The sequence below is a fragment of the Allobosea sp. 05T422_2 genome (assembly GCF_056396265.1).
Window position 1 is genome coordinate 1 of record NZ_JBFTLD010000100.1, and the last position, 21,024, is coordinate 21,024.

Genomic DNA, 21,024 nt, shown 5'->3' on the forward strand with positions numbered 1-21,024 from the left:
ATGCGGGCATGCGGGCCTGGGTGCTGCCACTGCGCTCTTAACGTGCTCCTGCGCGGGCGTGATTGAAATCGGCTTGCTCGGCTCCGACGGGGCATCAGAGAGTACGATGGGAACCGGTTGCGGCTTCTCCGGTTGAGCGGATTGCCAGGGCCGCCAACTCCCCAGCCGGGCAAACGCTTCGAACGTCGGCTTCGTCATCGACTCGACCGTCGGCGCCGATTGGGCCGAGCAGCCAGCCATCAACAGGCCGGCAAAGCCGGCGCGACAGAGCAGGTTCGCCATACTAACCCCTTGCAACACTCGTGGCGAAGTCGTGGCAGTACGGTGGAGGAATGTAGCTTTTTTGTGCCCGGCCGGAAGAATGCCCGCTGACGATTGGGAAAGGGACGTCGCGAAAAGCCTGAAACCACTCCGCAAAGTTGTGTGTTGCAGTGCACACCTCGGTCCCGCGTGCTAGCGTATCATCGCGTCCGTGCCATGTGAGGTCCGCGCCAGTGAGCACTATCGTTTCAGCAGGCTTTTGCGCTGCGGTGGGCTTAGCCGCTTTGTTGGTCAGCGGGAGCTTGATTGCTGCGACTGCGATAGGAGGGACGACGTTCGCTGGTCTCTACCTCGCTGCTCTTGCTTTTAAGGACTATTAGCGACTTGCCTTGATCCGCCGCAGGCGCAGGGCGCGGATCGGTCTAGGCAAAGTGCCAAGAGCCCAAGGCGCCGTACGGCACGGTGCAAACATTGGCCCAGCTCTCCAAAGGACGGGCCGCACATGCCAATGTCCGATGGCTAGAGAAGAGCGCCGACGCTCACCTGATGAGTGGCAGCACGGTTGCCGCAGCGATTACAACGACGATCGCCGCCCGGATCAGCACCCCGTGGCATCGGGTCATTGTCTCGTCGGACGATCTCGACTGCGCTTCCATGAGCAACTCCTTCACGCGACGAGTCAGGCTTGCGCGAATGCGGGGGAGCAACAAGGGGAAACGTATCGTTMGGGAGCGAACAGACGGCTGCCGTGGCTCAAACGGCACACGTGGCGCAGCGGTGAATATGACGCCGCTGGCGCTCCACTTGATCCAGCGCGCCAGCGGCGCCCGACCTGTCCAAGGTCCGGCGGGTTCCGTTTTGTGGTTCGCGAATTGGGCGGAATTCGGCATCCACAGGGCGTCGCCGAGACTTCAAATCGTTCCGGGCGCTCGCGAGCCGGTTGCTTAGACCCCGTGGGTCTCCACACCGCCACAAGGAATTTGCCGCGCTGACGCTCAGAAGATTCGCGCGTAAACTACTTCTAGCCTGTAGGCCACGGCCCCGGGCAGAGGGTGGCCCAACGGAGCCCGGCCGGAGGCCGCATACCCATCGCCCGCCGGAGCAAATCCGATGCCCGACCCTGAGCCTCGAACAAAGATCAGCAAACTTATCGCCGAATATCTCCGCAGCCCCTCCCTGCGGCACCTCCGCGACCCGTATTCGATCGACAGCCTCGCCGCCAGCATTGTCAGAGCAGTCGAAAGGCAAGCGTCTGCTTGGCAAAAATGGGCGGGTGAGCGCGAGAGTATCCTGCGCGCGTCCTCTTTGTGCTGGATCCCAACCGAGGATCTGCGCAGCTTCCTGAATCGCCTTCCCGGGCCGCAATTAACGACAACCGATGTTGTTCAACGACTTCGGGCGATTCATGAGGAGAGTTACAGCTCCTATCCAGATGAAGATCTTAAGGATGGMTGCCTTGAGATATATGCCAAGGAATTAGCCGCGGGCACAGAACTACCTGCAATTGTTGGCTCTCTGCGGCAATATGTCGAAGACGAGAGTGAGAGGCGCCGCGTTGCTCGCGCTGAAGCTAATCGTCGATTTGCGAAAGAGGAGCGCGAAGCGCTCGAGCTGCGCTTCTTATCTGGCGCGGACTGCGCGTGGACACCGATTGGCGGCGCCAAAGATCTCTATACTCGAAAGAATGGACGGGCTTTTCGGCTCTCGATCAACAAAGACAAGCGATTGGATTTATACCGCATCGAGGACGTCGATGACAAAGGTGCGCGAGTTGGAACTTATGGAACGAGAGGCGACGCCACCAAAGCGGTTGCGAAGCTTGCTTACACTCCTGAGCATCGATGGTAGACCCCGAGCGGCGGGCCGGCGTCGGGGCTAGCGCGGGCCAGTTCCGCGGCTTGGGTTATTCCCGATCCGGCTCGGGATCTCGCGACCTGGGCTTGATACGCATCCGACCGGAGGGCGCGCCGCAAAGCTGCTGCAACCTGGCGGTAATTTCGTCTTGCGGGTCACCGTCTGCTTGGGCCCGCTCGAGATCTGTGACGAGCATCATGTGGTCAGCGATGCCAGCCAGAAACGGCGACGCCTCCTCATCCTTCAGCACGATCAGCCAATAGGTGGGTCCTAGCCCCTCTTCGACCAACATTCGGTGTGCGACCATGTAAGAATCATAATCGCCAACGTCGTGCGTTCTGAAGTAGCGATCTCCGACAGCAGGCACGTTCCAGCCGACATCCTCCATCCTGAGAGACCAACACCCGGTCAACTCGCCGTCGTCGTTCAACACGACGTATCGAATCCGCAGCATCGCGTTACTGAAGCGGCTGATCGCTGCCTCTTCGGGCGATGGCTCCCGCACGGTCATGGCTTGGGCTTCCGGCGGCCGTTGGTGAGTGGACGGGCCGCCTGTTCGGTTCGCGCCCGCTCTCGCTCTAGCCTACCCGCCTCCTTCCTGCGTTCCCGCTCTGCCAGAACCGCATTTCGCTTCGCCTCGGCCATCTTGCGGAGGCTCGCCCAAGCCTTTTCCTCGGAGAAGGGCATGGATACAGGTTGCCGACCAAGGCTGCCCGTGGGGCGAGTACGCATGGCCTTCCACAGCGCCCTCACGTCGTTATCGCTGAACCGTAGATCGCGCCCGAACCGGGAGCCGGCGCCACTCCTATTTGCCGCCCGTGCCACAGCCTGCTTGGACACCTTTAGATAATCCGCAGCCTCTTGGAGGCTGAATATCCTCCCGAGCGGTCCACGCGCTTCCGTCATGACGTGGCCTGCACGTTGCGAGCGCCATAGGCCACGCCCGTGAGCTTACGGCACTTCTGCCTCGCCCTTTTCGCCTGGCGCTCAATGTAGGTAGCAAGATCTGCCAGGTGCACGCCCCGTGGCGTCCTGCGACTGTCGTCCATCCGTACGATCGGAATCTGGATCTCACCCGCCTCAGCCTTTTGCACGAACCCGTCTGGCGTCAGGTGAGTGAAGTAATCTCTGCAGATCTCCCAAAGGGGAACGATCGCGCGCCCGTCGTACTGGGCCATCAATATCAATGCAGTTTTCATCTTGCGCCCGCTCATAAGGCCGAATGCCTGCGCGAAACGCTACAAACCTGCACGCATTCGGCAAGCGGCGCGACGAAACAAAAAATAAGGGAGTGGTCGAGAGTTGACTACTTGTCCACAGTCTTGAGCTTCACGACGCCTTCCCGTTCCTCGTCGTTGATGAATTCGACGCCTGATGCGGTCAGGGCGGATTGGATGGCCGTGAGGTTGTTCGGTATCGGCGTCTTATTCGAGKCCTCGAACTGCGCCACCGTCGATCGGGAAACGGACGCGGCCTCGGCCAAGTCAGATTGAGACCACCCCAACAGGCCGCGAGCGGCGCGACACTGGGCAGGCGATATAATCATTTTGATTGCCCTCCAACATTTTGCTTGACGATATGACGCGGCTCAATCAATTTGATTGATGTACAGCGATTTGAGTGCAGGAGCAACAGAATGACCATCCATCCCGCCGCCATGATTAACGACCTCCAGACACTTCTCCCCATCGGTCGCCAGCCGATCGAAATCGTCGACGCCGCATACGAGGCTGACGAGGCGGGCAGCGCCATGCTGCTGAAGCTCCAGTGCCAGGCCATCGGCGGCGAATACGAAGGCCGTACGCTCAACATCGAGATGGCCTTGGAGGGCCGTGGCGAGTTGGACGGCCAGCGCCATTTCGCGGCTTTGCGTCGGGCGATTGGTGTCCCCAATCCGGAGACCACTGACGAGCTGCGGTTCAAGCCATTCGACGCGCAGATCGGTGTCGCCAAGGGGCGCAATATCATCCGCGCCTATGGCCAATGGGGGGCCTGACAGCGCGACCATTTGACAAGCGAATGTGTGAATCGGGCTAATAGCGGCGTTCCACGATCATGCCGCTGGGAGCCGCTTGACTTTCGACGTCAAACACTCGGCTAAATGGCATTGTTCCTTGGAACGCCCGCACCCCTCGGGGTAGCCCAGCCCTTAAGTGGGTATCGCCGCTCCCAAGCGGCCTTTCAACGCAACGAACACGCCCCTCCGGGGGTGAAAGAAAACGCTTGCCCAATTTGGGCAATTTGAAAGCGCGCCATTTGGCGGCGAAAGGGTATGACTATGTCAACGCGCAAGAAGGCAATGACCCAGAAAACGAAAGAGATCGTGATAGAGTCGGTTCTTCGCTCGATGCTACTCAATCGAGAATCGATTTCTGATAACGTTTCTCGAATTTCAATGCAGAATTTTTGCGACACGATAGAGCAATGTCGGATCGACGCTAAAACACTCGCAATTGCTTGCTACAGAGAAGTTGGCGACGACTGCGAAATCAGGCGGTCATTTCTTTATGAAATAGACAATTCCGTCAGTGAGTATTTTGGGGACGATTATGGAATGCAATTTCTCGAGTGTTCTACCGAGATAAATGCTCGATACCGACACGCCGCATGGGCTGCCTCTCGAACTGCCAGTTGATCCCGTTTTCGATCGGCGTTCAACGTAGAGATCCGTGTCGCCAAGGGGCGCGCTAGGTCCGATCGCAGAGACGGACGCCGGGCCTTCTGGGCTGGGGGGCTTTGACTACGGCCCGGCGTCCTGCGCCGCATCGCTGTGGCGGTCGCGCCATGTGCTGGGCCGGCATGGTGAAATTAGGGCGGCGCGGTCCCCGGCACACCGCTTGACTAATCAATGTGTGAATCGGGCTAATTGCGGTGTCCCACGACCGGGGCACGGGGGCGCGGACTTGACTTTTGACCCCATACACTCGGCTATTAGAGGGCATTCCGGCTCGGTTGCAGATCGAGCCAGCCCGAAGGTGAGCGGATGCAACCAGCGAATGACAACACGCCGCTTTACCTGCCTGAGCCTGTGATTGCTCAGCGCGTGCTCGGCCCCAAGTCAAAAACGCAGTGGGACGCGCTCGCGATTGTTTGGGAGCGGGAAGGCCTGCCACGCGTCGACCCCCTGACTGGCTGCAGGCACTGGCCTGCTGTGAGGGCATTCTTGGACCGCAGGCACGGCGTGCACCAGACTGCTCTGCCCTCCTCGGCAGACGGCTTGGAGAATTGGGGATGACCGACACGCCAGGCCTTAAGCGGAAGCGCAACTGAGACGGTTCCTACAGAGAATATTGGGAGGCTCGCTCTGATCTCGTTAAGCGAGGCTACCAACCTAAGGCCGTTCGCCTTCACTTCCCCGATACCCCACAAGGTCAGGAGCAGAAGTCTTCCCGCTGTAAGATCCTGCAGGCCGAAATGCTTGCATGGGCTTCCAGCGGTCAACGCGCTGCGCCTGGCTACGACGGGACGATGCTGAGCTTGTCACGCCTATTTCAGATCAACGACGACTCGCCGTTCCGAACCATGAAGTGGAGCAGCCGAGACAACGTTCTGAAGTCGCTGACCATCATAGAGAAGAGCGTCGCTGATCGGCAGATCGCGAAACTGCTCGGTCCCGACTTCAAGCGCTGGCACGCGCGTTTCGGCGCGCCAAAGGCGCCCGACGCACCTCCCCGCCCCTGGCGCGCCAAGCATGCGATGGATGCCGTTCGTCAACTTATCAGCTATGGCGTCACGCTGGGTTACGACGATTGCTTCCGCGCCGACACGATCCTTTCGAAGATCCGCTTTAAGTCGCCTCCGGCCAGGACAGCCGTAATGACCGTCGAGCACGTCGATGCAGTGCGGGCGACCGCGCATGCGGAAGGTTGGCCCTCGGTCGCGCTGGCCACTGCGCTCCAGTTCGAACTCGCGATGCGACAGAAGGACGTCATCGGTGAATGGGAACCGGCCGAGACGGAGGGCGGAATCTTTTACAAAGGGCGCCGTTGGGTGAACGGCCTGCTCTGGTCCCACATTGATGCAAACCTGATCCTTCGCAAGGTTCACACGAAGACTGGTTTCGCCGTTGAGCACGACCTGAAGCTTCACCCCACTGCTCTGGCGGAGATTGCCCGCGTACCCTTGTCGAAGCGCGTTGGTCCTATGATCATCGCCGAGCGGACAGGCGAGCCGTACAAGCATCGAAACTTCACTGATCGCTGGCGCGCCATCGCGAACAAGGCTGGAGTGCCCAAAGGTGTCTGGAACATGGACGCTCGAGCAGGCGCAATTACTGAAGCGTACGACCTCGGCGCGGCAGAGACCGACGTCATGAAATCAGCCGGTCATAAGAACCGCCAGACCAGCGCCAGATACAATCGCGGCACCATTGAGCAGACCAGCCGTGTTGCCCAACTTCGGCTCGCAAAACGTTCCAAGAACGAACTATGAGGGACGTGGCAGGGACGTTTGGGGGATGAGCCGGGTAAGCGCTTGATTATATGTAGAAATTAGAAAAGGAGGAACACATCCGCATCCTCTTCCTCGACAAGAAGAACGCGCTGATCGCCGACGAGGTCCAGCAGACCGGAACGGTCGACCACACTCCCGTCTACCCCCGCGAGGTGATGCGCCGCGCCCTGGAACTCTCAGCAAGTGCGATCATCCTTGTCCATAACCATCCGTCAGGCGACCCGACCCCCTCGGGCGCCGACGTGAAGATGACGCGCGATCTCGTCGATATCGCAAAGCCCCTCGGCATCGTGATCCACGACCACGTCATCGTCGGCCGCGAYGGCCATGCGAGCTTCCGGGGGCTGGGGCTGATCTAAGGCATCGGCCCGAAAAGTGGATTGTGGTTTTCGGGAAAGCCGATGCAATCACAGAAGGTTAGGTCATCGGATTGGATACGATATCCGATCCGAGGATCAAGGCGGCGCGAAGCCTCGCKCCGCCTTGATCCTGCTCAGTCTCTGTCTCAGGTCTGGCGGAACTGAGCACCGAACTCCTTCATGCGGCCGACATAGTAATCAGGAGCCAGGATCGATTCCGGCAGATAGAGGCCGGGCTGCGGAGCGGCGCCGCCTGCGAGTCCCAGCATCCTTTCGACGGCGAGCGCGACGCCAAGTGCAGTCAGGGGCGCCTGGCCATCGGGATGGACGATCTCGTGGCGCATCGTGCTGCGCTGGCCATTCCTCAGCACGCCGTCGATCGCGATCGTGATTTCGGTCGAGAAGGGCTCGCCACGGCGGCGGCTGGCGGATTCGGAGAAGGCAAGGTCGAGCCGCACCGATCTGGCATCKGTCACCGCGGCGAGGCTGACGATATCGAGTGGAGAATAGGCGGTTGCGTCGAGCTCGACACCATCGACGCTACGATAGCGCGCCTTGGCATCCTCACCATTGACCCAGCTGAACTTGCCGCCCGTCAGCGTCAGCGCGGCCGGTGCCGCTCCCGTGATGCGGTTGTAGTCCGTCAAGGCCGCCGGGCCACCCATATCCTGCTCGTCGAGCAGTGCGCCGATCGCAATGGAATCGATCGTGCGGAAATCCTTGGCAATGACCAGGGCCGGAAACACCGCAGCACCGGCCAGCCACTGGCTTGCGAGAAGCACCGGGGCCTTCGTTGCCGCGTGAATGAACTGCGCGACCTCCGGACCGATCTCGAAGGTKCCGCTCGATACGCTGATATAGGGGATACCGTGATCCTGCGCGTAGCGCATCGAGTTCAGGCCATCGTCCTTCACGAAGACGACTATGGCGCTGTACTGCGCTCCCTCCGGCTGGCCGAGGTCCCGGCGGTCAAGATCGCCCCGCGTCGCAATCGCGCCCCCGACCTTCTGAGCAACCACCTGCGCCTTGGCGAGATCGCGCCCGCCGATGGCGATCGGAAGGTCGAATTGCAAGCGGCGCAGCGCTGCGGCCGCCTGGCCGCCTACGACGCCCGATCCACCAATGATCAGGACGGGGCGTTGGGGGGTGGACATGGACAAATCTCCTGGAGCGCCAAGCCGCGATCGGTCTATTGATCGCCTACTAAAAGTAAGTTACCTTTAGTAGGATTGCATAGAAGCATTGTCAACTGCGCTGCAAGGGGAGAAGCGGAGACGCCGATGTCGACGGGATCTGCGAAGAAGCTGCCCAGGGTGGAGCGCCGCGAGCAGTTGCTCGATTGCGCCATGACGATGGTGGGCGAAGACGGCGCAGACGCGCTGACGCTCGGGCGCGTCGCCGAACGGGCCGGCGTCAGCAAGCCGGTGGCCTATGATCATTTCGGCTCGCGCGAGGCATTGATGATCGCGCTCTATTGCCGGATCGACGAACAACAGGGCGGAGCACTGGCGGAGGCCCTCGACCAACTGGAGCCGCGCCTCGACAAGGTCGCACGCGCGGTCGCCGAATCCTATCTCTCCTGCGCAACGTCGATCGGCCCGGAATGGCACTCGCTTTCAGCCGCCCTCAAGGGCACGGAAGCGATGGAGGCCGTCCAGCGGGAGCTCGTCGACGGCTATATCTCACTCTATCGCGAGGCACTGGCTCCCTATGCCGGCCAGCTCCCCGCAGAGGACCTGCACCTACGCTGTGTCGCGATCCTAGGAGCTGCCGAATCCGTGTCAGGCGAGGTGCTGCGCGGCGAGGCCAATGAGGCAAGAGCGACCGAATTGCTGGCCGCGCTGATCGTCCGGCTGATCGGTAAGTCGAGCAGCGCATCTTCAGGCGAGGACGCATCGTAAACCGCACCATCCCGCACCAGGCCCAATGCGCCCAGGCCCGCCTGCACCTCGGCCACGTTGCAATCGGCCCGAATGCTGCCCAAGGATTGGGCAGGGCTCGATTTATCCGTGATCAAGCGCCCCCTTTCCGAACCGTCACGAATGCGCATAGGCTGGTCAAAATGGGGAAAGACGCCTGACATGGTCGCCTTCGACGAAATGACCGGTATCGGTGCCGAATTGCGGCCCGCCTACGCAGCGCTTGATCGTTGGTTGAAGGAAGCCCCACCCGAAATGCTGGCTCTGCGACGCAGCCAGGCTGAACTCTTCTTCCGGCGCATCGGCATTACCTTTGCCGTCTATGGCGACGAAGAATCCACCGAACGGCTGATCCCGTTCGACATCATCCCGCGCGTCCTGACCAAGCCGGAATGGGCCAAGCTCGAGAAAGGCCTGCGCCAGCGCGTCACCGCTCTGAACATGTTCCTCGCCGACGTCTACGGGCCGAAGGAATGCCTGAAGGCCGGGATCATTCCGCCGGACCTGGTCTACCGCAACGCCTGCTACCAGTTGGAGATGGTCGACTTCCAGGTGCCGCACGGCATTTACTGCCATATCGCCGGCATCGACATCGTGCGCGTCGACGCCGACACATTCTATGTGCTCGAAGACAATGCCCGCACCCCCTCCGGGGTCTCCTACATGATGGAGAATCGCGAGGTGATGCTCCGGCTCTTCCCGGAGCTCTTCGCGATGCACCGCGTCGCACCGGTCGACAACTATCCCGACCAGTTGCTCGCGACCCTGCGCTCGGTCGCGCCGCGCCGCGCCTCRTCAGATCCGACGATCTGCCTGCTCACGCCCGGACAGTATAATTCGGCCTTCTACGAGCACTCCTTCCTCGCCGACAAGCTCGGCGTCGAGTTGGTCGAGGGCTCGGACCTGCTGGTCAAGGACGATGTCGTCTATATGCGCACGACGCAGGGGCCGAAGCGCGTCGATGTGATCTACCGCCGCATCGACGACGACTTCATCGACCCGCTGGTCTTCCGCGGGGATTCGGTGCTTGGCGTGCCGGGCATCATCGGCGCCTACAAGGCGGGAAATGTTACGCTCGCCAATGCGGTCGGCACCGGCGTCGCCGACGACAAGGCGGTCTACAGCTACATGCCGGAGATCGTGAAGTTCTTCACCGGCGAGGAGCCGATCCTGAAGAACGTCCCGACCTTCCGCTGCCGCGAGCCGGAGGCCAATGCTTATGTGCTCGACAATCTCGACAAGCTCGTCGTCAAGGAGGTCAACGGCTCCGGCGGCTATGGCATGCTTGTCGGCCCCCATGCCAACAAGGCCCAGATCGAAACATTCCGCAAGAAGCTGAAGGCCCAGCCGGAAGGCTTCATCGCCCAGCCGACGCTGGCGCTCTCCACCTGCCCGACCTTCGTCGCCTCCGGCGTCGCACCGCGGCATGTCGACCTGCGGCCCTATGTGCTCTCCGGCGCCAACGGCATTTCCTGCGTGCCCGGCGGCCTCACCCGCGTTGCGCTGAAGGAAGGCTCGCTCGTGGTCAATTCCAGCCAGGGCGGCGGAACAAAGGACACCTGGGTGCTCGATGCATGATGGCAACAGCGCATTTCCGCATTCCCGCTTCCAGGACGCAGCCCCGCGCATTGCGAAAAGGCCGGATCTGACCATGCTCTCCCGCACCGCCGACAGCCTCTACTGGGTCTCCCGCTACGTCGAGCGCGCCGAATATCTCGCCCGCATCCTCGATGCGACGATGCGGCTCACCAACCTGCCCTCGTCCTATGGTGGCGCCGGGACCGAATGGCACAGTGCGGTCGCGACCGCCGGTTGCGAAGAGACCTTCGCCAAGGCCTATGGCGAGGCGAATGAGCGCAATGTCTGCGATTTCCTCACCTTCAACCCGGATAACCTGTCCTCGATTCGCAATTGCTTCGCGCTGGCCCGCTCGAATGCTCGTGCGGTACGCACCGCGCTCACCTCGGAAATGTGGGACGCGCTGAACAGCGCCTGGCTGGAACTGCAACGGTTCGAGAAGAAGCGCATGGACCGCGAGGAGTTCGCCCGGTTCCTCGACTGGGTGAAGAACGTCTCACTGGTCTTCGACGGCTCGGCCTACCGGACCATGCTGCGCGACGACAGCTACTGGTTCTCGCGGCTCGGCGTCTATATCGAGCGCGCCGACAACACCGCCCGCATCCTCGACGTGAAATACCATGTGCTGCTGCCCGAGAGCGAACAGGTCGGCGGCTCGCTCGACTATTTCCAATGGACCACGGTGCTGCGCGAGGTCTCGGCACTGACTGCCTATCACTGGGTTTATCGCGAGGCCGTGAAGCCGCAGCTGATCGCCGATCTGCTGATCCTCAACCGCCGGATGCCGCGCTCGCTCGCCGCCTGCTACGAGAACATCTCACGCTTCCTCGACGCTCTCGGCGATGCCTATGGCCGGCACGGCCCGGCTCAGCGCCAGGCTCGCAAGACGCTGGCAAGCCTTTCGAACGCGCGCATCGACTCCGTCTTCCAGCACGGGCTGCACGAATTCATCGAGGATTTCATCAGCGAGAACGGCCGCCTCGGCCTCACGATCTCGGAGCAGTATCTGCAATAAAGAACGCGGCGGGCTCGCCTGCCCGCCCGCAGAACACTAGATATGGACCGGAAACCAACGCGCCCGTCGAGACAGCGATCGCCCATGCGGATCAGGATTTCCTACTCGATTACCTATGCCTATGACGAGCCCGTACGCCAGCTGACGCAGATTCTGCGGCTGACCCCGCGCGATCATGACGGCCAGCATGTGATGTCCTGGCGCATCGAGCCGACCGTCGACGGAAATCTGCGCGCGGGCCAGGATGCGCATGGCAACATCGTCCATACCTTCTCGGCCGATGGCCCGATCTCCGATCTCGCGATTCATGTCGGCGGCGTCATCGAGACTCTGGATCTGGCCGGTGTCATTCGCGGAACGATCGAGCGCGTGCCGCCCGAAGTGTTCCGGCGCGATACCTTGCTGACGACGCCCGACGACGCCTTGCGCGACTTCGCCGTGGCGGCAACGCGCGCCGACTCGACACCGCTCGCCAAGATGCACGCGTTGACAGAAGCGCTGCACGACTTGCTTGCCTGCGACCGTTCCGGCCAGCGTACCGGCGTAGGGGCTGCAGCCGCCTTCGCGGCCCGCGGCGGCATCCCGCAGGATCTCACACACGTTTTCATGACCTGCGCGCGCCAGCTCGGAGTCCCTGCCCGCTACGTCTCCGGCTATGTCGCGCAATCCGATGCCCTGCCCGAGGCGGAAGGGGCGCATGCCTGGGCCGAGGTCTATCTCGAAGATTATGGCTGGATCGGATTCGATTGCGCCAACGGCTTGTGCCCGATCGACACTCATGTCCGCATCGCAGCCGGCCTCGATTTCGCCGATGCGGCGCCTGTCCGCGGTGCGCGCAAGGGCGGCAGCGGCGAAAACCTCGCCGTGCTGGTCAGCGCCCGCGCTGCGAACGCACAGCTCGCCAATCAATAGGCTACGCGATTGCGACCGCCACAGCAGCCAGGGCGGCCCGATCAAGATTTCCCGGCGCGCATGAACGCGCCTGGACCGGCAAGCTGAAGGAACCGACCCCGTGACCTATTGTGCCGGACTTCTCGTGCAGGACGGGCTCGTGATGATCGCCGACACCCGCACCAATGCCGGGCTCGACGACATCTCGACCTTCCGCAAGCTGCATGTCTTTTCCTGGCCGGGCGAACGCAGCTTCGCGCTGGCGACGGCAGGCAATCTCTCCGTCACCCAATCGGTGGTGAGCCTGCTCCATGAAGGACTTCTCAATCCCGAGACCGGAGAACTCGATACGCTCCAGAGCGTTGGCTCGATGTTTAGGGCAGCGCAGCTCGTCGGCCGCGCCGTCCGCACCGTCAGGGAGATGGACGGTCCGGCCCTGGCGGAGGCCGGGCTGAAATTCGATATCTCTCTCCTCTTTGGAGGCCAGATCATGGGCCAGCCCATGCGGCTCTTCATGGTCTACGGCGCGGGAAACTTCATCGAATKCGGCATGGACGCGCCCTTCCTCCAGATCGGCGAGCACAAATATGGCAAGCCGATTCTGGACCGCGCCGTGACCTTCAAGACCCATCTCTACGACGCACTGAAGGTTGGTCTGATCTCGATGGATTCGACGATGCGTTCGAATCTCGGAGTTGGCCTGCCGATTGACCTGATCGTAATGCGGCGAGATGGCGAAGAGCCCGAGCTCAATCGGCGTATCGAGGCGGGGGAACCCTATTTCCACGACCTGCGCGAGCGTTGGTCCGCGGCACTGCGCGCGGCGCATCAGGCGATCCCGCGACCTCCTTACGGACCATCCGGAGGTTGAAATTTGATGTCTGCCTGCCCGTTTAGCAACCGGATATCAAGAATCGGCTGCAAAGGTGCAGGTTCCGACGGTTCTGAGACCCTTGATGCATTCGCCCTTTGTCGCGAAGACGACCAACGCGGACTCCTCGGCGCGGATGCTCACCAGCACCGTGACGACGCTCGCCTGTGCCTTTTTGCTGGTCATGGCTGCAGCGATCACCGTCGTCCTGACGATTGCGCATAACGCGAATACCGTCGAAGCAACCCGTCAGCGCGACCGGATCGAGGCCGCGATGGAGAACCAGCTTCGGCTGCGGCGCCTACGGCTGGAAAGCCTGGCGTCTACCGGCACGCTTCAGGCGGCCTTCCACCCGGCCATTCCGGCGGCAACACTGAGGTGGGCCTTCACGAAGCTGAGCCAGCGCTTTGAGGAATTTGACGGCGTCTATCTCGTCACCAGGAGCGGCCGCGTCCTGGCAGGCGTCGAGAACAACGTCGAAGCCTATCAGGCGGGCTACGAGGGCCTGCGTCTCTTTGACCCCACACTCCCGAGCCCGTCACAAAAGCCAGCGAACGACAATGCAGCCACCCGCGCAGGGTTCATGCCAGGCTTTCGTTCGAGCCTGATCTATGATGGCCACGAAGTCCTGGCCATTTTGACCGCCGATCTCGAGCAGCTTCTCAATCTCCACCTTCTGAAGGCGGACGCGCCGGTCAACCTTATCGGCTATCGGCGCGTGACGAGCACGATCTTCGACGAGATGGCCACGCGCTATCGCATCAACGGCCTGCGCATCACCCGGACGATGCCAGCCAATCCCTTGGTGCGCCGCGACCTCGCCGCCCCCGACGGCGTCACCAGGGCCTGGTTGACCTGGACACCGGAGCGCCCCGGGGATGCCATGATCCGGCAGTTCATCTGGGCGCTGGCGGCAGCCGGGCTGATCTTTGCCGGCATCCTGCTCTATGCGATCCGCCGTCTGCGCGGAGCGGCCAATGAAATCCGGCTGCGCGAAGTGCAGATCCAGCGCCTTGCCGCACAGGACGAACTGTCGCTGCTGCCCAACCGTCGGACCTTCGATCTCAGGCTCGACCAGGAGCTGGCTCAGATCAGCCGGACCAAGACCGGGCTGTCCGTACTCCTGCTTGATCTCGATCGCTTCAAATCCGTCAACGATACCTATGGCCACAAGGCCGGCGACGAGCTGATCCGGCAGGTCGCCGAACGACTCGCAGGCGTCATGCGGACCGGCGATACCGTCGCTCGCATTGGCGGCGACGAGTTCGGCATCATCCAGACCAACCTGCACGATGCCAGCGGCAGCGCTGCACTGGGAGAGCGCATTCTCGAAGCGCTGACGCGCCCCTTCAACCTGATGGGCATCGACACCGTGATCGGTTGCTCGATCGGCATTGCGCTCGCTCCCCAGGACGGGCACGACCGCGAGACGCTGCTCAGACTGGCCGATACGGCGCTCTACCAATCCAAGAACGAGGGCCGGAACCGCTACTCCTTCTTCGAGCCGCGCATGAACCGCGCGCTCCAGATGAAGCGCGTGGTCGAAGAAGACCTGCGCAAGGCGATAGCAAGAGACGAGCTGCAGCTGCACTTCCAGCCCCAGGTCTCCGTCGACGGAACCGTCATCACCGGTGTCGAGGCCCTCGTGCGGTGGCCACATCCGCTCCATGGCATGGTTCCCCCCTCGGAGTTCGTCGCCATCGCGGAGGAGCGCGGGCTGATCGTGCCGCTGAGCGAATGGGTGCTGCGCCGCGCCTGCCTCGAGGCAAAGCACTGGCCGGAGTTGCGGCTTGCCGTGAACGTCTCGCCGGTGCAGTTCCGACACAAGGATTTCGTCCAGAATACCATCCGGATCATCGAGGAAACCGGTTTMGATCCGAGCCGTCTCGAGCTGGAGCTGACTGAAGGCGTCGTCGTCGAAGACGCCGACGCCGCCGAGGCCGCGCTGATGGATCTGCGCGCCTATGGTGTCGGCCTCGCGCTCGACGATTTCGGGATCGGCTATTCCAGCCTGATTTACTTGCGGCGCTTCGCCTTCGACAAGATCAAGATCGACCGGTCCTTCCTGGAATATATGGAGACGACTGGCGAATCCGCGATCCTTGTCCACTCGATCGTGCATCTCGGCCGGGCTCTCGGCCTGCGGGTCTGCGCCGAGGGCGTCGAGACGCCCGAGCAGCACCGCTTCCTGCAGGCGATCGGTTGCCACGAACTGCAGGGCTTCCTGTTCTCCAAGGCAGTTCCGCCTGAGGAGATCGAGCGGCTGCGCGCCCTCGACATGCCATTCGCCGCCAGTCTCGTTGCCGCCTGACCGGGCCGATCGTCAGATCAGTTCGGAGATTCCGCTGACGATCGCGTAGGCAAATCCGGCGCTCAGGACAAGGCCGCCAATACCGACCAGCGTCCCCGCGATGATGAACAGCCCGTCGCGCTCGACCAGCCCCAGCCCCACCAGGCACACGGCAAGACCGAGCGGGATCTGTCCGATGAACGGTGCCGACACCACGAGGCCAAGCGCGAGGATCAAGATCAGCAGGCCAAGGATCGGGATCGCGACCGTCCCTCCCAGCATCGTCAGGCGCGGCCGCGAAATCCGTTCCAGCCGGACCAGTGGAGGCAACGCGCGCGACACGGCCTTCGCCAGTTCCGGTTTGCCGATGGTCTTGTCGAGCAGCCCCTCGGGCAACCACGGCATGGCGCGCCCGGCCAGCATCTGCGCCGCCACGAAGGCAAGCACGAGCCCGCAGACCAGCGGAATGGGCGGCGGCATAGGCAGGCAGTTCGGCAGCCCGAGCAGGACCACGAGCAGTGCGTAGGTCCGATCCTTCAGAGCTGCGACGATGGTTCCGACGGGAATACGCTCACCGGGTAAGGTCGCGAGAGCCGTCAGCAGTCCGGATGTGCGCAAGGGCGATGACAAGCGTGATGGTCTGCCATTGGGGAGCTGCGACCTAGCACGCTCGCCCTTTGCCCAACAAGCGCCCTTGGCGCAGACGCTCAATGCAGCGTCAGCACGCCGTTGACGTTTACGATCTCAGCCGGCCTGAGCAGACGCGAATGCGCAACGACCACTGAATGCAGCGGTCCATCGAGYTCACGACGCCAGAAGTCGAGGAAATCGCGGAGCACCGGAAAGCGCGGCGCCACATCATAATGCTGCCAGATGAAAGTCTGCAGCACACTGGGATGATCCGGCATGCGATAGAGGATCGTCGCCGTGGTCAGTCCGTAGCCCTTGAGCTGCTTTATGAAGTCCTCTGATACCATCGCCCCCTCCCTCGTCGCGATGCGATGAAAGTGTAGCCGATTTCTTGAGGCTGCGCCTGCCTGGTTAACAAAAGCTTGCAAAACCAATGCCAAAGCGACAGCACATCGCCTGCATCCGCGACCATCGTTGGTCGCCGCGGCGCGAGCGGGCCCCCCCGCGTGGCTGCGCGTATCTAGGTTACAGCGTACAGCCCGCGGGCAATGTCAGGTCTACCAGGGCTCTATCCCGTCAGTGCCTTCAGGGCCTCAGGCGTATCGACATCGATCGCAATCGCGGGATCGTCGAGCGGCACCTCCACGACCGACTCTCCGGCGGCGTCCAGCAGGCGGCGAGCCCCCTGGTCGCCCGAGAGGCGCTCCACCGCCGGGAAAAGCGCACGCGACAACAGCGCCGGGTTGCCGCGCTGACCGAACAGGGTTGGCACCACGGCGAGAGCGTCGGGCCGGTCGGCGAAGGCCTCGGCCAGCCGATTGATCACCTGCGGGGTCACGTTCGGCATATCGCCGAGCGAGACCACCGCACCCGGGACATCGTCCGGCAAGGCTCTGAGGCCGGCGCGGACCGAGCTGGATAGGCCGGCCGCGAAATCGGGGTTGTCCACAAATGCGACATCGAGCCCCGCGAGCGCCGCCCTGACCTCGGCCGCCTGATGCCCGGTGACCACCAATACGGGCGCAGCGCGGGAGGCGAGCTGCGCCTTCACGGCATGACGAACGAGAGGCTCGCCACGTACCGTCTGCAGCAGCTTGTTGCATTCCCCCATCCGGGTCGAGCGCCCGGCCGCGAGCACAAGCCCGGCAACGGGTGCCACAGCCTGATGGCCAGGTGCACGCGGCTGCGGCCGCGTGACGATCTCMATCAGCAGGCCGCCGACCCCCATCTTCTGAATGTCCGCACGGGTCACGGGAACACCGGCTAGCGCGCGCTGCAGCACCCAGTCGAACCCATTCTCCTTGGGCGAACGGGCGCAGCCCGGCGCGCCGATCACCAGCTTGCCGTCAAGATCACCGAGCAGCAGCAGGTTGCCGGGGTCGACCGGCATGCCGAGATGTTCGATGCGGCCGCCTGCCTCTTGCAGAGCCAGCGGGATCACGTCGCGGCGATCGGTGATCGCCGAGGCACCGAAGACGACGACGATATCGGCAGGTCCCGCCACCGCCCTGCGGATGGATTCCGCGAGCGGCCCCGATTGATGCGGCACACGCTCGTCCGATTCGACCCTTGCACCTGCCGGAGCAAGACGCTCCGCCATTACCCGCAGCGTCTTGTCGACCACCGAAGGCTTGAGACCGGGCAGTAATGTCGAAACCACGGCCACCGATTTGAGGTGGTATTCGGTGACCGCGATCGGCCGGATCGCTCCGATCCGCCCGATCGCGTCGTCGACGCGCTGACTCGGGACGCCATAGGGAATGATCTTCACGGTGGCGACCATTTCGCCCGCAACGACCGCTCTGAGGGCTGGCAGCGTCGCGACGGTGATGGCCTCGTCGATCGTGTTGAAGGCGTCGAGCGCCGGCACGTCGAGCATCAGAACACCCGCAGTCGCGGCAAAGAGATTGACCCTGCCGGTAAAGGGAGCCTCGGTCACCACGCCGCGCCCGGCGAGCGCCCGGGCAAGACGTTCGGCAGCCACATTCTCGTCGACGTCGCCGGCTTCGAGCTGGACTGCGACCAGTTCGGTGACGCCAGCTCCCGCCAGGCGGCGCGCATCATCCTCCGTGATCGTCGCCCCCTTGCGGACGATGACCTCGCCTGCCCGCACCGAATGCGCCGTAACGGAGCCGACGGCATCGGCGATAGCGACCGGGCCGAATTTCATGAGAGTGCCCTGCGCGGGCCACGCAGTGTCATCACGATCTCACCGAGAATGGCGAGCGCGATCTCTGATGGAGAGACCGCGCCGATGTCCAGGCCGATCGGCGCATGGATGCGGGCCAGCGTCGCCTCATCGAAGCCAGCCGCCGTCAGGCGCTCGATGCGCCTGCCATGCGTCTTCCGGCTGCCCAGCGCCCCGATATAGAAGCAGTCCGAGCGCAAGGCCGCCTCCAGCCCGGGATCGTCGATTTTCGGATCGTGGGTCAGGGCGACGAAGGCGGTATAGCTATCGAGGCCGAGCTGCTTGATCGCTTCATCCGGCCACTCCGGCAGCAGCGTCACGTCGGGAAAGCGTTCGGGCGTAGCAAAGGCGGTCCGCGGATCGATGATGGCGACATCGAGATCCAGCAACTTCGCCATCGGCGCCATCGCCTGCGAGATATGCACCGCACCGGTGACCACGACGCGCGGCGGAGGCACCTGCACGGTCAGGAAGTAACGTGTCCCCTCCGTCTCGACCGTACCGCTCTTGCCGGTACGCAATTGCTTGTCGAGCAGGCCAGCCAGCGGATCGGTCGCGAGATCGGCCTCCCCTACCAGCCGTTGAGCACCGCTGCCGATATCAGTGACCAGCACTGCGGCACGGCGGGCGGCGCGCTCGACATTGAGCGCGGAGAGCAGCGAAAGATCCATGCCTCAGCCCCTGTCGGTCGCAAGCTTGACGCCAAGGCCGATCATCAGAGAACCACCGAGCCAGCGGCCGAAGGCAAATCCGGACTTGGTCTTCTTCATCGTCTTGACGACCGCCGATGCTCCCAGCACCGTCACGAAATCGGCCGAGGAAAAGGCGAAATTCACGATCGTGCCGAGGATCAGGAACTGCGCCCAGACCGGCAGGGACGCCGCGGGGTTAACGAACTGCGGCAACAACGCGATGAAGAACAGCGCCACCTTGGGGTTCAGCACCTCGACGATGAAGGAATCGAGCAACGCCCGTTTCACGGTCTTGGGCGGCGAGACATCGACATCCGTTCCGCCGAGCCTGGAGCGGATCATGCCGATGCCGAGCCAGACCAGATAGAGCGCGCCGGCGAGCTTCACCGCGACATAGAGTTCCGGCACATGCTTGAACACGGCCGAGAGGCCGAAGGCAGCTGCGATGACATGCAGGTAGCAGCCGAGATGGATGCCCAGCATCGCCATGAAGCCAGCGCGGCGGCCATGAGTAATCGTCTGCGCCGCCGTGTAAAGCAGAGCCGGGCCGGGGAAATAAGCGACAGCGATCGTCAACACCGCGAAGGCGGCAAGTGTTTCCCAGGAAGCCATCAGTGCACCTTCTCGACATAGACCCGAATGCGACCGCCGCAGGAGAGACCGACCTTCCAGGCCGTCTCGTCCGCGACGCCGAATTCAAGCGTGCGCGCCTGTCCATCGGCGATGACGTCGGCAGCCTCTTCCACCACGGCGCCCTCGACGCAGCCTCCGGAGACCGAGCCGAGGAAATTACCCTCTTGATCGATGACAAGATGYGAGCCCACCGGGCGGGGGGCGGAGCCCCAGGTCTCGATCACAGTGGCAAGCGCCACGCCGCGCCCGGCCTTGGCCCAACTCTCGGCCGTGGCGAGAATATCGGTGTCGGTACTGATCATGGCTATCGGTCCCTGTTCGGCCCGCGGCGCCGGAGCGCAGTTTAGACGCACCGCATCATACGCGCGAGCGGGCCGCGAGCCCCGCCTACTTAAGCATAGTCGCCGCAGGTTTCGAGCATGCGGCGGGCATCCGGATGGCGAAAACACGTGCCCCTCCTCGACCTACGGTAACGATCCCTCTATCCAGCGCGCAGTAAGGCATGGCGGCCCATGGACGGCATCGTTCTACTGCACGGCATTGCGCGGCGCTCCGGATCGCTCTCGGGGCTCGAACGCATTCTGAAGGCCGATGGCTACGGGACCCTGAACCTCGACTATCCCGCGCGCAGCAACGGCCTCGACGACATTGCCTCGCAACTGCATGAGCCGATCGCGCGCTTCAGCGGCGGGCTCGACGGCCGACTGCATTTCGTCACTCATTCGATGGGAGGGCTAGTGGCGCGCTCCTATATCACCCGCCACCGCCCAGAGCGGCTCGGCCATGTCGTGATGCTGGCGCCCCCCAACGAGGCAGCGAGATCGCCGATCTGCTGAAGGGAAACCCGCTCTATCGCGCGTTCTTCGGTCCGGCCGGCGCGGAGCTGGTTACGGCAAGGCCGGAGCAGTTGCTCCGCATCCTCGGCCCAGTCGACTATCCGCTCGGCGTGATCGCTGGCCACCGCTCGTTCTATCCACTCTCGTCCCTGCTATTGCCGCGGCCAAATGACGGCCGGGTCTCGGTTGTGCGCACCCGCGCCACCGGGATGAGCGATCACATCACGCTGCACGCGACACATCCACTGATCATGCGCAACCGCGAGGCGATCGAGCAGACGCGGCACTTCCTACAGCATGGCCGCTTCAGCAGACCCGCCTAGCTGTTTGATCCCGGGCTTTGATGGTGCAGTCTTTTCGCGTGAGTGGAAGGAGGCGCTATGGGCCAGGTTCACCATGGGAGCGCCACGACGACAGAGGCGGTTCGTCGAGCGGTATGCCGGCGGAAGGCGACGATCACCGCCTCCTCCTCGATCGACAGCACGGTCGATCGAGGCTCGCATGGACCGGTCTTGAGATCCGCCGATCCGCCGTCGAGCTCCGTCTCTTCCACTT

22 protein-coding genes and 2 pseudogenes are annotated in these 21,024 nt (G+C 62.9%); 12 read left to right on the forward strand and 12 right to left on the reverse strand.

What is annotated here, in order from left to right; all coding sequences use genetic code 11:
• Positions 1–282: hypothetical protein (locus tag AC1DJT_RS18100; RefSeq protein WP_476834579.1), on the reverse strand; the 282-nt coding region annotated here is incomplete at its 3' end.
• 1,089 nt (positions 283–1,371) lie between these two features.
• On the opposite strand from AC1DJT_RS18100, the gene AC1DJT_RS18105 reads away from it, so the two are divergent.
• Positions 1,372–2,109: a hypothetical protein gene (locus AC1DJT_RS18105; protein WP_476834580.1), complete on the forward strand. Its 738-nt coding sequence runs from the start codon at positions 1,372–1,374 to the stop codon at positions 2,107–2,109.
• Positions 2,110–2,164: 55 nt separating this feature from the next.
• Here the strand turns inward: AC1DJT_RS18105 and AC1DJT_RS18110 are convergent, their stop codons facing one another.
• The 3 genes from AC1DJT_RS18110 to AC1DJT_RS18120 all read right to left on the reverse strand — a co-directional run bounded on the left by AC1DJT_RS18110 (position 2,165) and on the right by AC1DJT_RS18120 (position 3,661).
• A complete protein-coding gene (locus AC1DJT_RS18110) occupies positions 2,165–2,626 on the reverse strand; it encodes a hypothetical protein (protein ID WP_476770854.1) in 462 nt (153 codons plus the stop codon).
• A gap of 391 nt (positions 2,627–3,017) precedes the next feature.
• Positions 3,018–3,314 carry a pyocin activator PrtN family protein gene (locus AC1DJT_RS18115; RefSeq protein ID WP_476834581.1) on the reverse strand — a complete coding sequence of 99 codons (297 nt, stop codon included), beginning with the start codon at positions 3,312–3,314 and terminating at the stop codon, positions 3,018–3,020.
• 107 nt (positions 3,315–3,421) lie between these two features.
• Positions 3,422–3,661 carry a helix-turn-helix domain-containing protein gene (locus AC1DJT_RS18120; protein WP_476834582.1) on the reverse strand — a complete coding sequence of 80 codons (240 nt, stop codon included), beginning with the start codon at positions 3,659–3,661 and terminating at the stop codon, positions 3,422–3,424.
• A gap of 90 nt (positions 3,662–3,751) precedes the next feature.
• Here AC1DJT_RS18120 and AC1DJT_RS18125 point away from each other — a divergent pair, with 90 nt between their 5' ends.
• The 3 genes and pseudogenes from AC1DJT_RS18125 to AC1DJT_RS18135 all read left to right on the forward strand — a co-directional run.
• The gene (locus AC1DJT_RS18125; protein ID WP_476770857.1) at positions 3,752–4,111 is read left to right on the forward strand and encodes a hypothetical protein; all 360 of its coding nucleotides are present in this window, start codon (positions 3,752–3,754) and stop codon (positions 4,109–4,111) included.
• A 1,472-nt stretch (positions 4,112–5,583) separates the two neighbouring features.
• Positions 5,584–6,546 (forward strand): hypothetical protein, encoded by a 963-nt coding sequence (locus AC1DJT_RS18130; RefSeq protein WP_476834583.1) that lies wholly within the window; start codon positions 5,584–5,586, stop codon positions 6,544–6,546.
• 62 nt (positions 6,547–6,608) lie between these two features.
• Positions 6,609–6,926 (forward strand): annotated as a pseudogene (locus tag AC1DJT_RS18135) (JAB domain-containing protein); the annotation flags it as partial.
• Positions 6,927–7,072: 146 nt separating this feature from the next.
• Here AC1DJT_RS18135 and AC1DJT_RS18140 read toward each other — a convergent pair.
• Entirely contained in the window at positions 7,073–8,080 is a 1,008-nt protein-coding gene (locus AC1DJT_RS18140) for an NAD(P)-dependent oxidoreductase (RefSeq protein ID WP_476770945.1), read from the reverse strand.
• A gap of 126 nt (positions 8,081–8,206) precedes the next feature.
• On the opposite strand from AC1DJT_RS18140, the gene AC1DJT_RS18145 reads away from it, so the two are divergent.
• From AC1DJT_RS18145 to AC1DJT_RS18170, 6 genes are all read left to right on the forward strand, one after another.
• Entirely contained in the window at positions 8,207–8,827 is a 621-nt protein-coding gene (locus tag AC1DJT_RS18145) for a TetR/AcrR family transcriptional regulator (protein ID WP_441506176.1), read from the forward strand.
• A 180-nt stretch (positions 8,828–9,007) separates the two neighbouring features.
• A complete protein-coding gene (locus AC1DJT_RS18150) occupies positions 9,008–10,423 on the forward strand; it encodes a circularly permuted type 2 ATP-grasp protein (protein ID WP_441491432.1) in 1,416 nt (471 codons plus the stop codon).
• A 73-nt stretch (positions 10,424–10,496) separates the two neighbouring features.
• Positions 10,497–11,438 carry an alpha-E domain-containing protein gene (locus tag AC1DJT_RS18155; protein ID WP_069882628.1) on the forward strand — a complete coding sequence of 314 codons (942 nt, stop codon included), beginning with the start codon at positions 10,497–10,499 and terminating at the stop codon, positions 11,436–11,438.
• Positions 11,439–11,522: 84 nt separating this feature from the next.
• Positions 11,523–12,350 carry a transglutaminase family protein gene (locus tag AC1DJT_RS18160; RefSeq protein WP_476834584.1) on the forward strand — a complete coding sequence of 276 codons (828 nt, stop codon included), beginning with the start codon at positions 11,523–11,525 and terminating at the stop codon, positions 12,348–12,350.
• Positions 12,351–12,450: 100 nt separating this feature from the next.
• The gene (locus AC1DJT_RS18165; protein WP_476834585.1) at positions 12,451–13,200 is read left to right on the forward strand and encodes a proteasome-type protease; all 750 of its coding nucleotides are present in this window, start codon (positions 12,451–12,453) and stop codon (positions 13,198–13,200) included.
• An 85-nt stretch (positions 13,201–13,285) separates the two neighbouring features.
• Positions 13,286–15,511 (forward strand): putative bifunctional diguanylate cyclase/phosphodiesterase, encoded by a 2,226-nt coding sequence (locus AC1DJT_RS18170; protein WP_476834586.1) that lies wholly within the window; start codon positions 13,286–13,288, stop codon positions 15,509–15,511.
• Positions 15,512–15,523: 12 nt separating this feature from the next.
• Here AC1DJT_RS18170 and AC1DJT_RS18175 read toward each other — a convergent pair whose 3' ends face one another.
• The 6 genes from AC1DJT_RS18175 to AC1DJT_RS18200 form a co-directional block, all read right to left on the reverse strand.
• The gene (locus tag AC1DJT_RS18175) at positions 15,524–16,120 is read right to left on the reverse strand and encodes an exopolysaccharide biosynthesis protein (RefSeq protein WP_113514166.1); all 597 of its coding nucleotides are present in this window, start codon (positions 16,118–16,120) and stop codon (positions 15,524–15,526) included.
• Positions 16,121–16,197: 77 nt separating this feature from the next.
• Positions 16,198–16,467: an usg protein gene (locus tag AC1DJT_RS18180; RefSeq protein ID WP_043237212.1), complete on the reverse strand. Its 270-nt coding sequence runs from the start codon at positions 16,465–16,467 to the stop codon at positions 16,198–16,200.
• Positions 16,468–16,688: 221 nt separating this feature from the next.
• Positions 16,689–18,290, reverse strand: a complete 1,602-nt coding sequence (locus AC1DJT_RS18185) for an NTP transferase domain-containing protein (protein WP_476834587.1) — start codon at positions 18,288–18,290, stop codon at positions 16,689–16,691.
• Entirely contained in the window at positions 18,287–18,979 is a 693-nt protein-coding gene (locus AC1DJT_RS18190) for an XdhC family protein (RefSeq protein WP_113514162.1), read from the reverse strand. Before AC1DJT_RS18190 ends, AC1DJT_RS18185 begins: the two co-directional genes overlap by 4 nt.
• A gap of 3 nt (positions 18,980–18,982) precedes the next feature.
• On the reverse strand, positions 18,983–19,612 hold the full coding sequence (locus AC1DJT_RS18195) for a LysE family translocator (RefSeq protein WP_441506181.1): 630 nt from the start codon (positions 19,610–19,612) through the stop codon (positions 18,983–18,985).
• The gene (locus AC1DJT_RS18200) at positions 19,612–19,935 is read right to left on the reverse strand and encodes an XdhC family protein (RefSeq protein WP_441491439.1); all 324 of its coding nucleotides are present in this window, start codon (positions 19,933–19,935) and stop codon (positions 19,612–19,614) included. The genes AC1DJT_RS18195 and AC1DJT_RS18200 overlap by 1 nt, the downstream gene beginning before the upstream one ends.
• Before the next feature lie 210 nt (positions 19,936–20,145).
• Between AC1DJT_RS18200 and AC1DJT_RS18205 the strand changes: the two genes are divergently transcribed.
• Positions 20,146–20,469 carry an esterase/lipase family protein gene (locus tag AC1DJT_RS18205; protein WP_441506182.1) on the forward strand — a complete coding sequence of 108 codons (324 nt, stop codon included), beginning with the start codon at positions 20,146–20,148 and terminating at the stop codon, positions 20,467–20,469.
• 71 nt (positions 20,470–20,540) lie between these two features.
• The gene (locus AC1DJT_RS18210) at positions 20,541–20,792 is read left to right on the forward strand and encodes a hypothetical protein (protein ID WP_441506183.1); all 252 of its coding nucleotides are present in this window, start codon (positions 20,541–20,543) and stop codon (positions 20,790–20,792) included.
• A 110-nt stretch (positions 20,793–20,902) separates the two neighbouring features.
• Here the strand turns inward: AC1DJT_RS18210 and AC1DJT_RS18215 are convergent.
• Positions 20,903–21,024: pseudogene (locus tag AC1DJT_RS18215) on the reverse strand (IS481 family transposase); the annotation flags it as partial.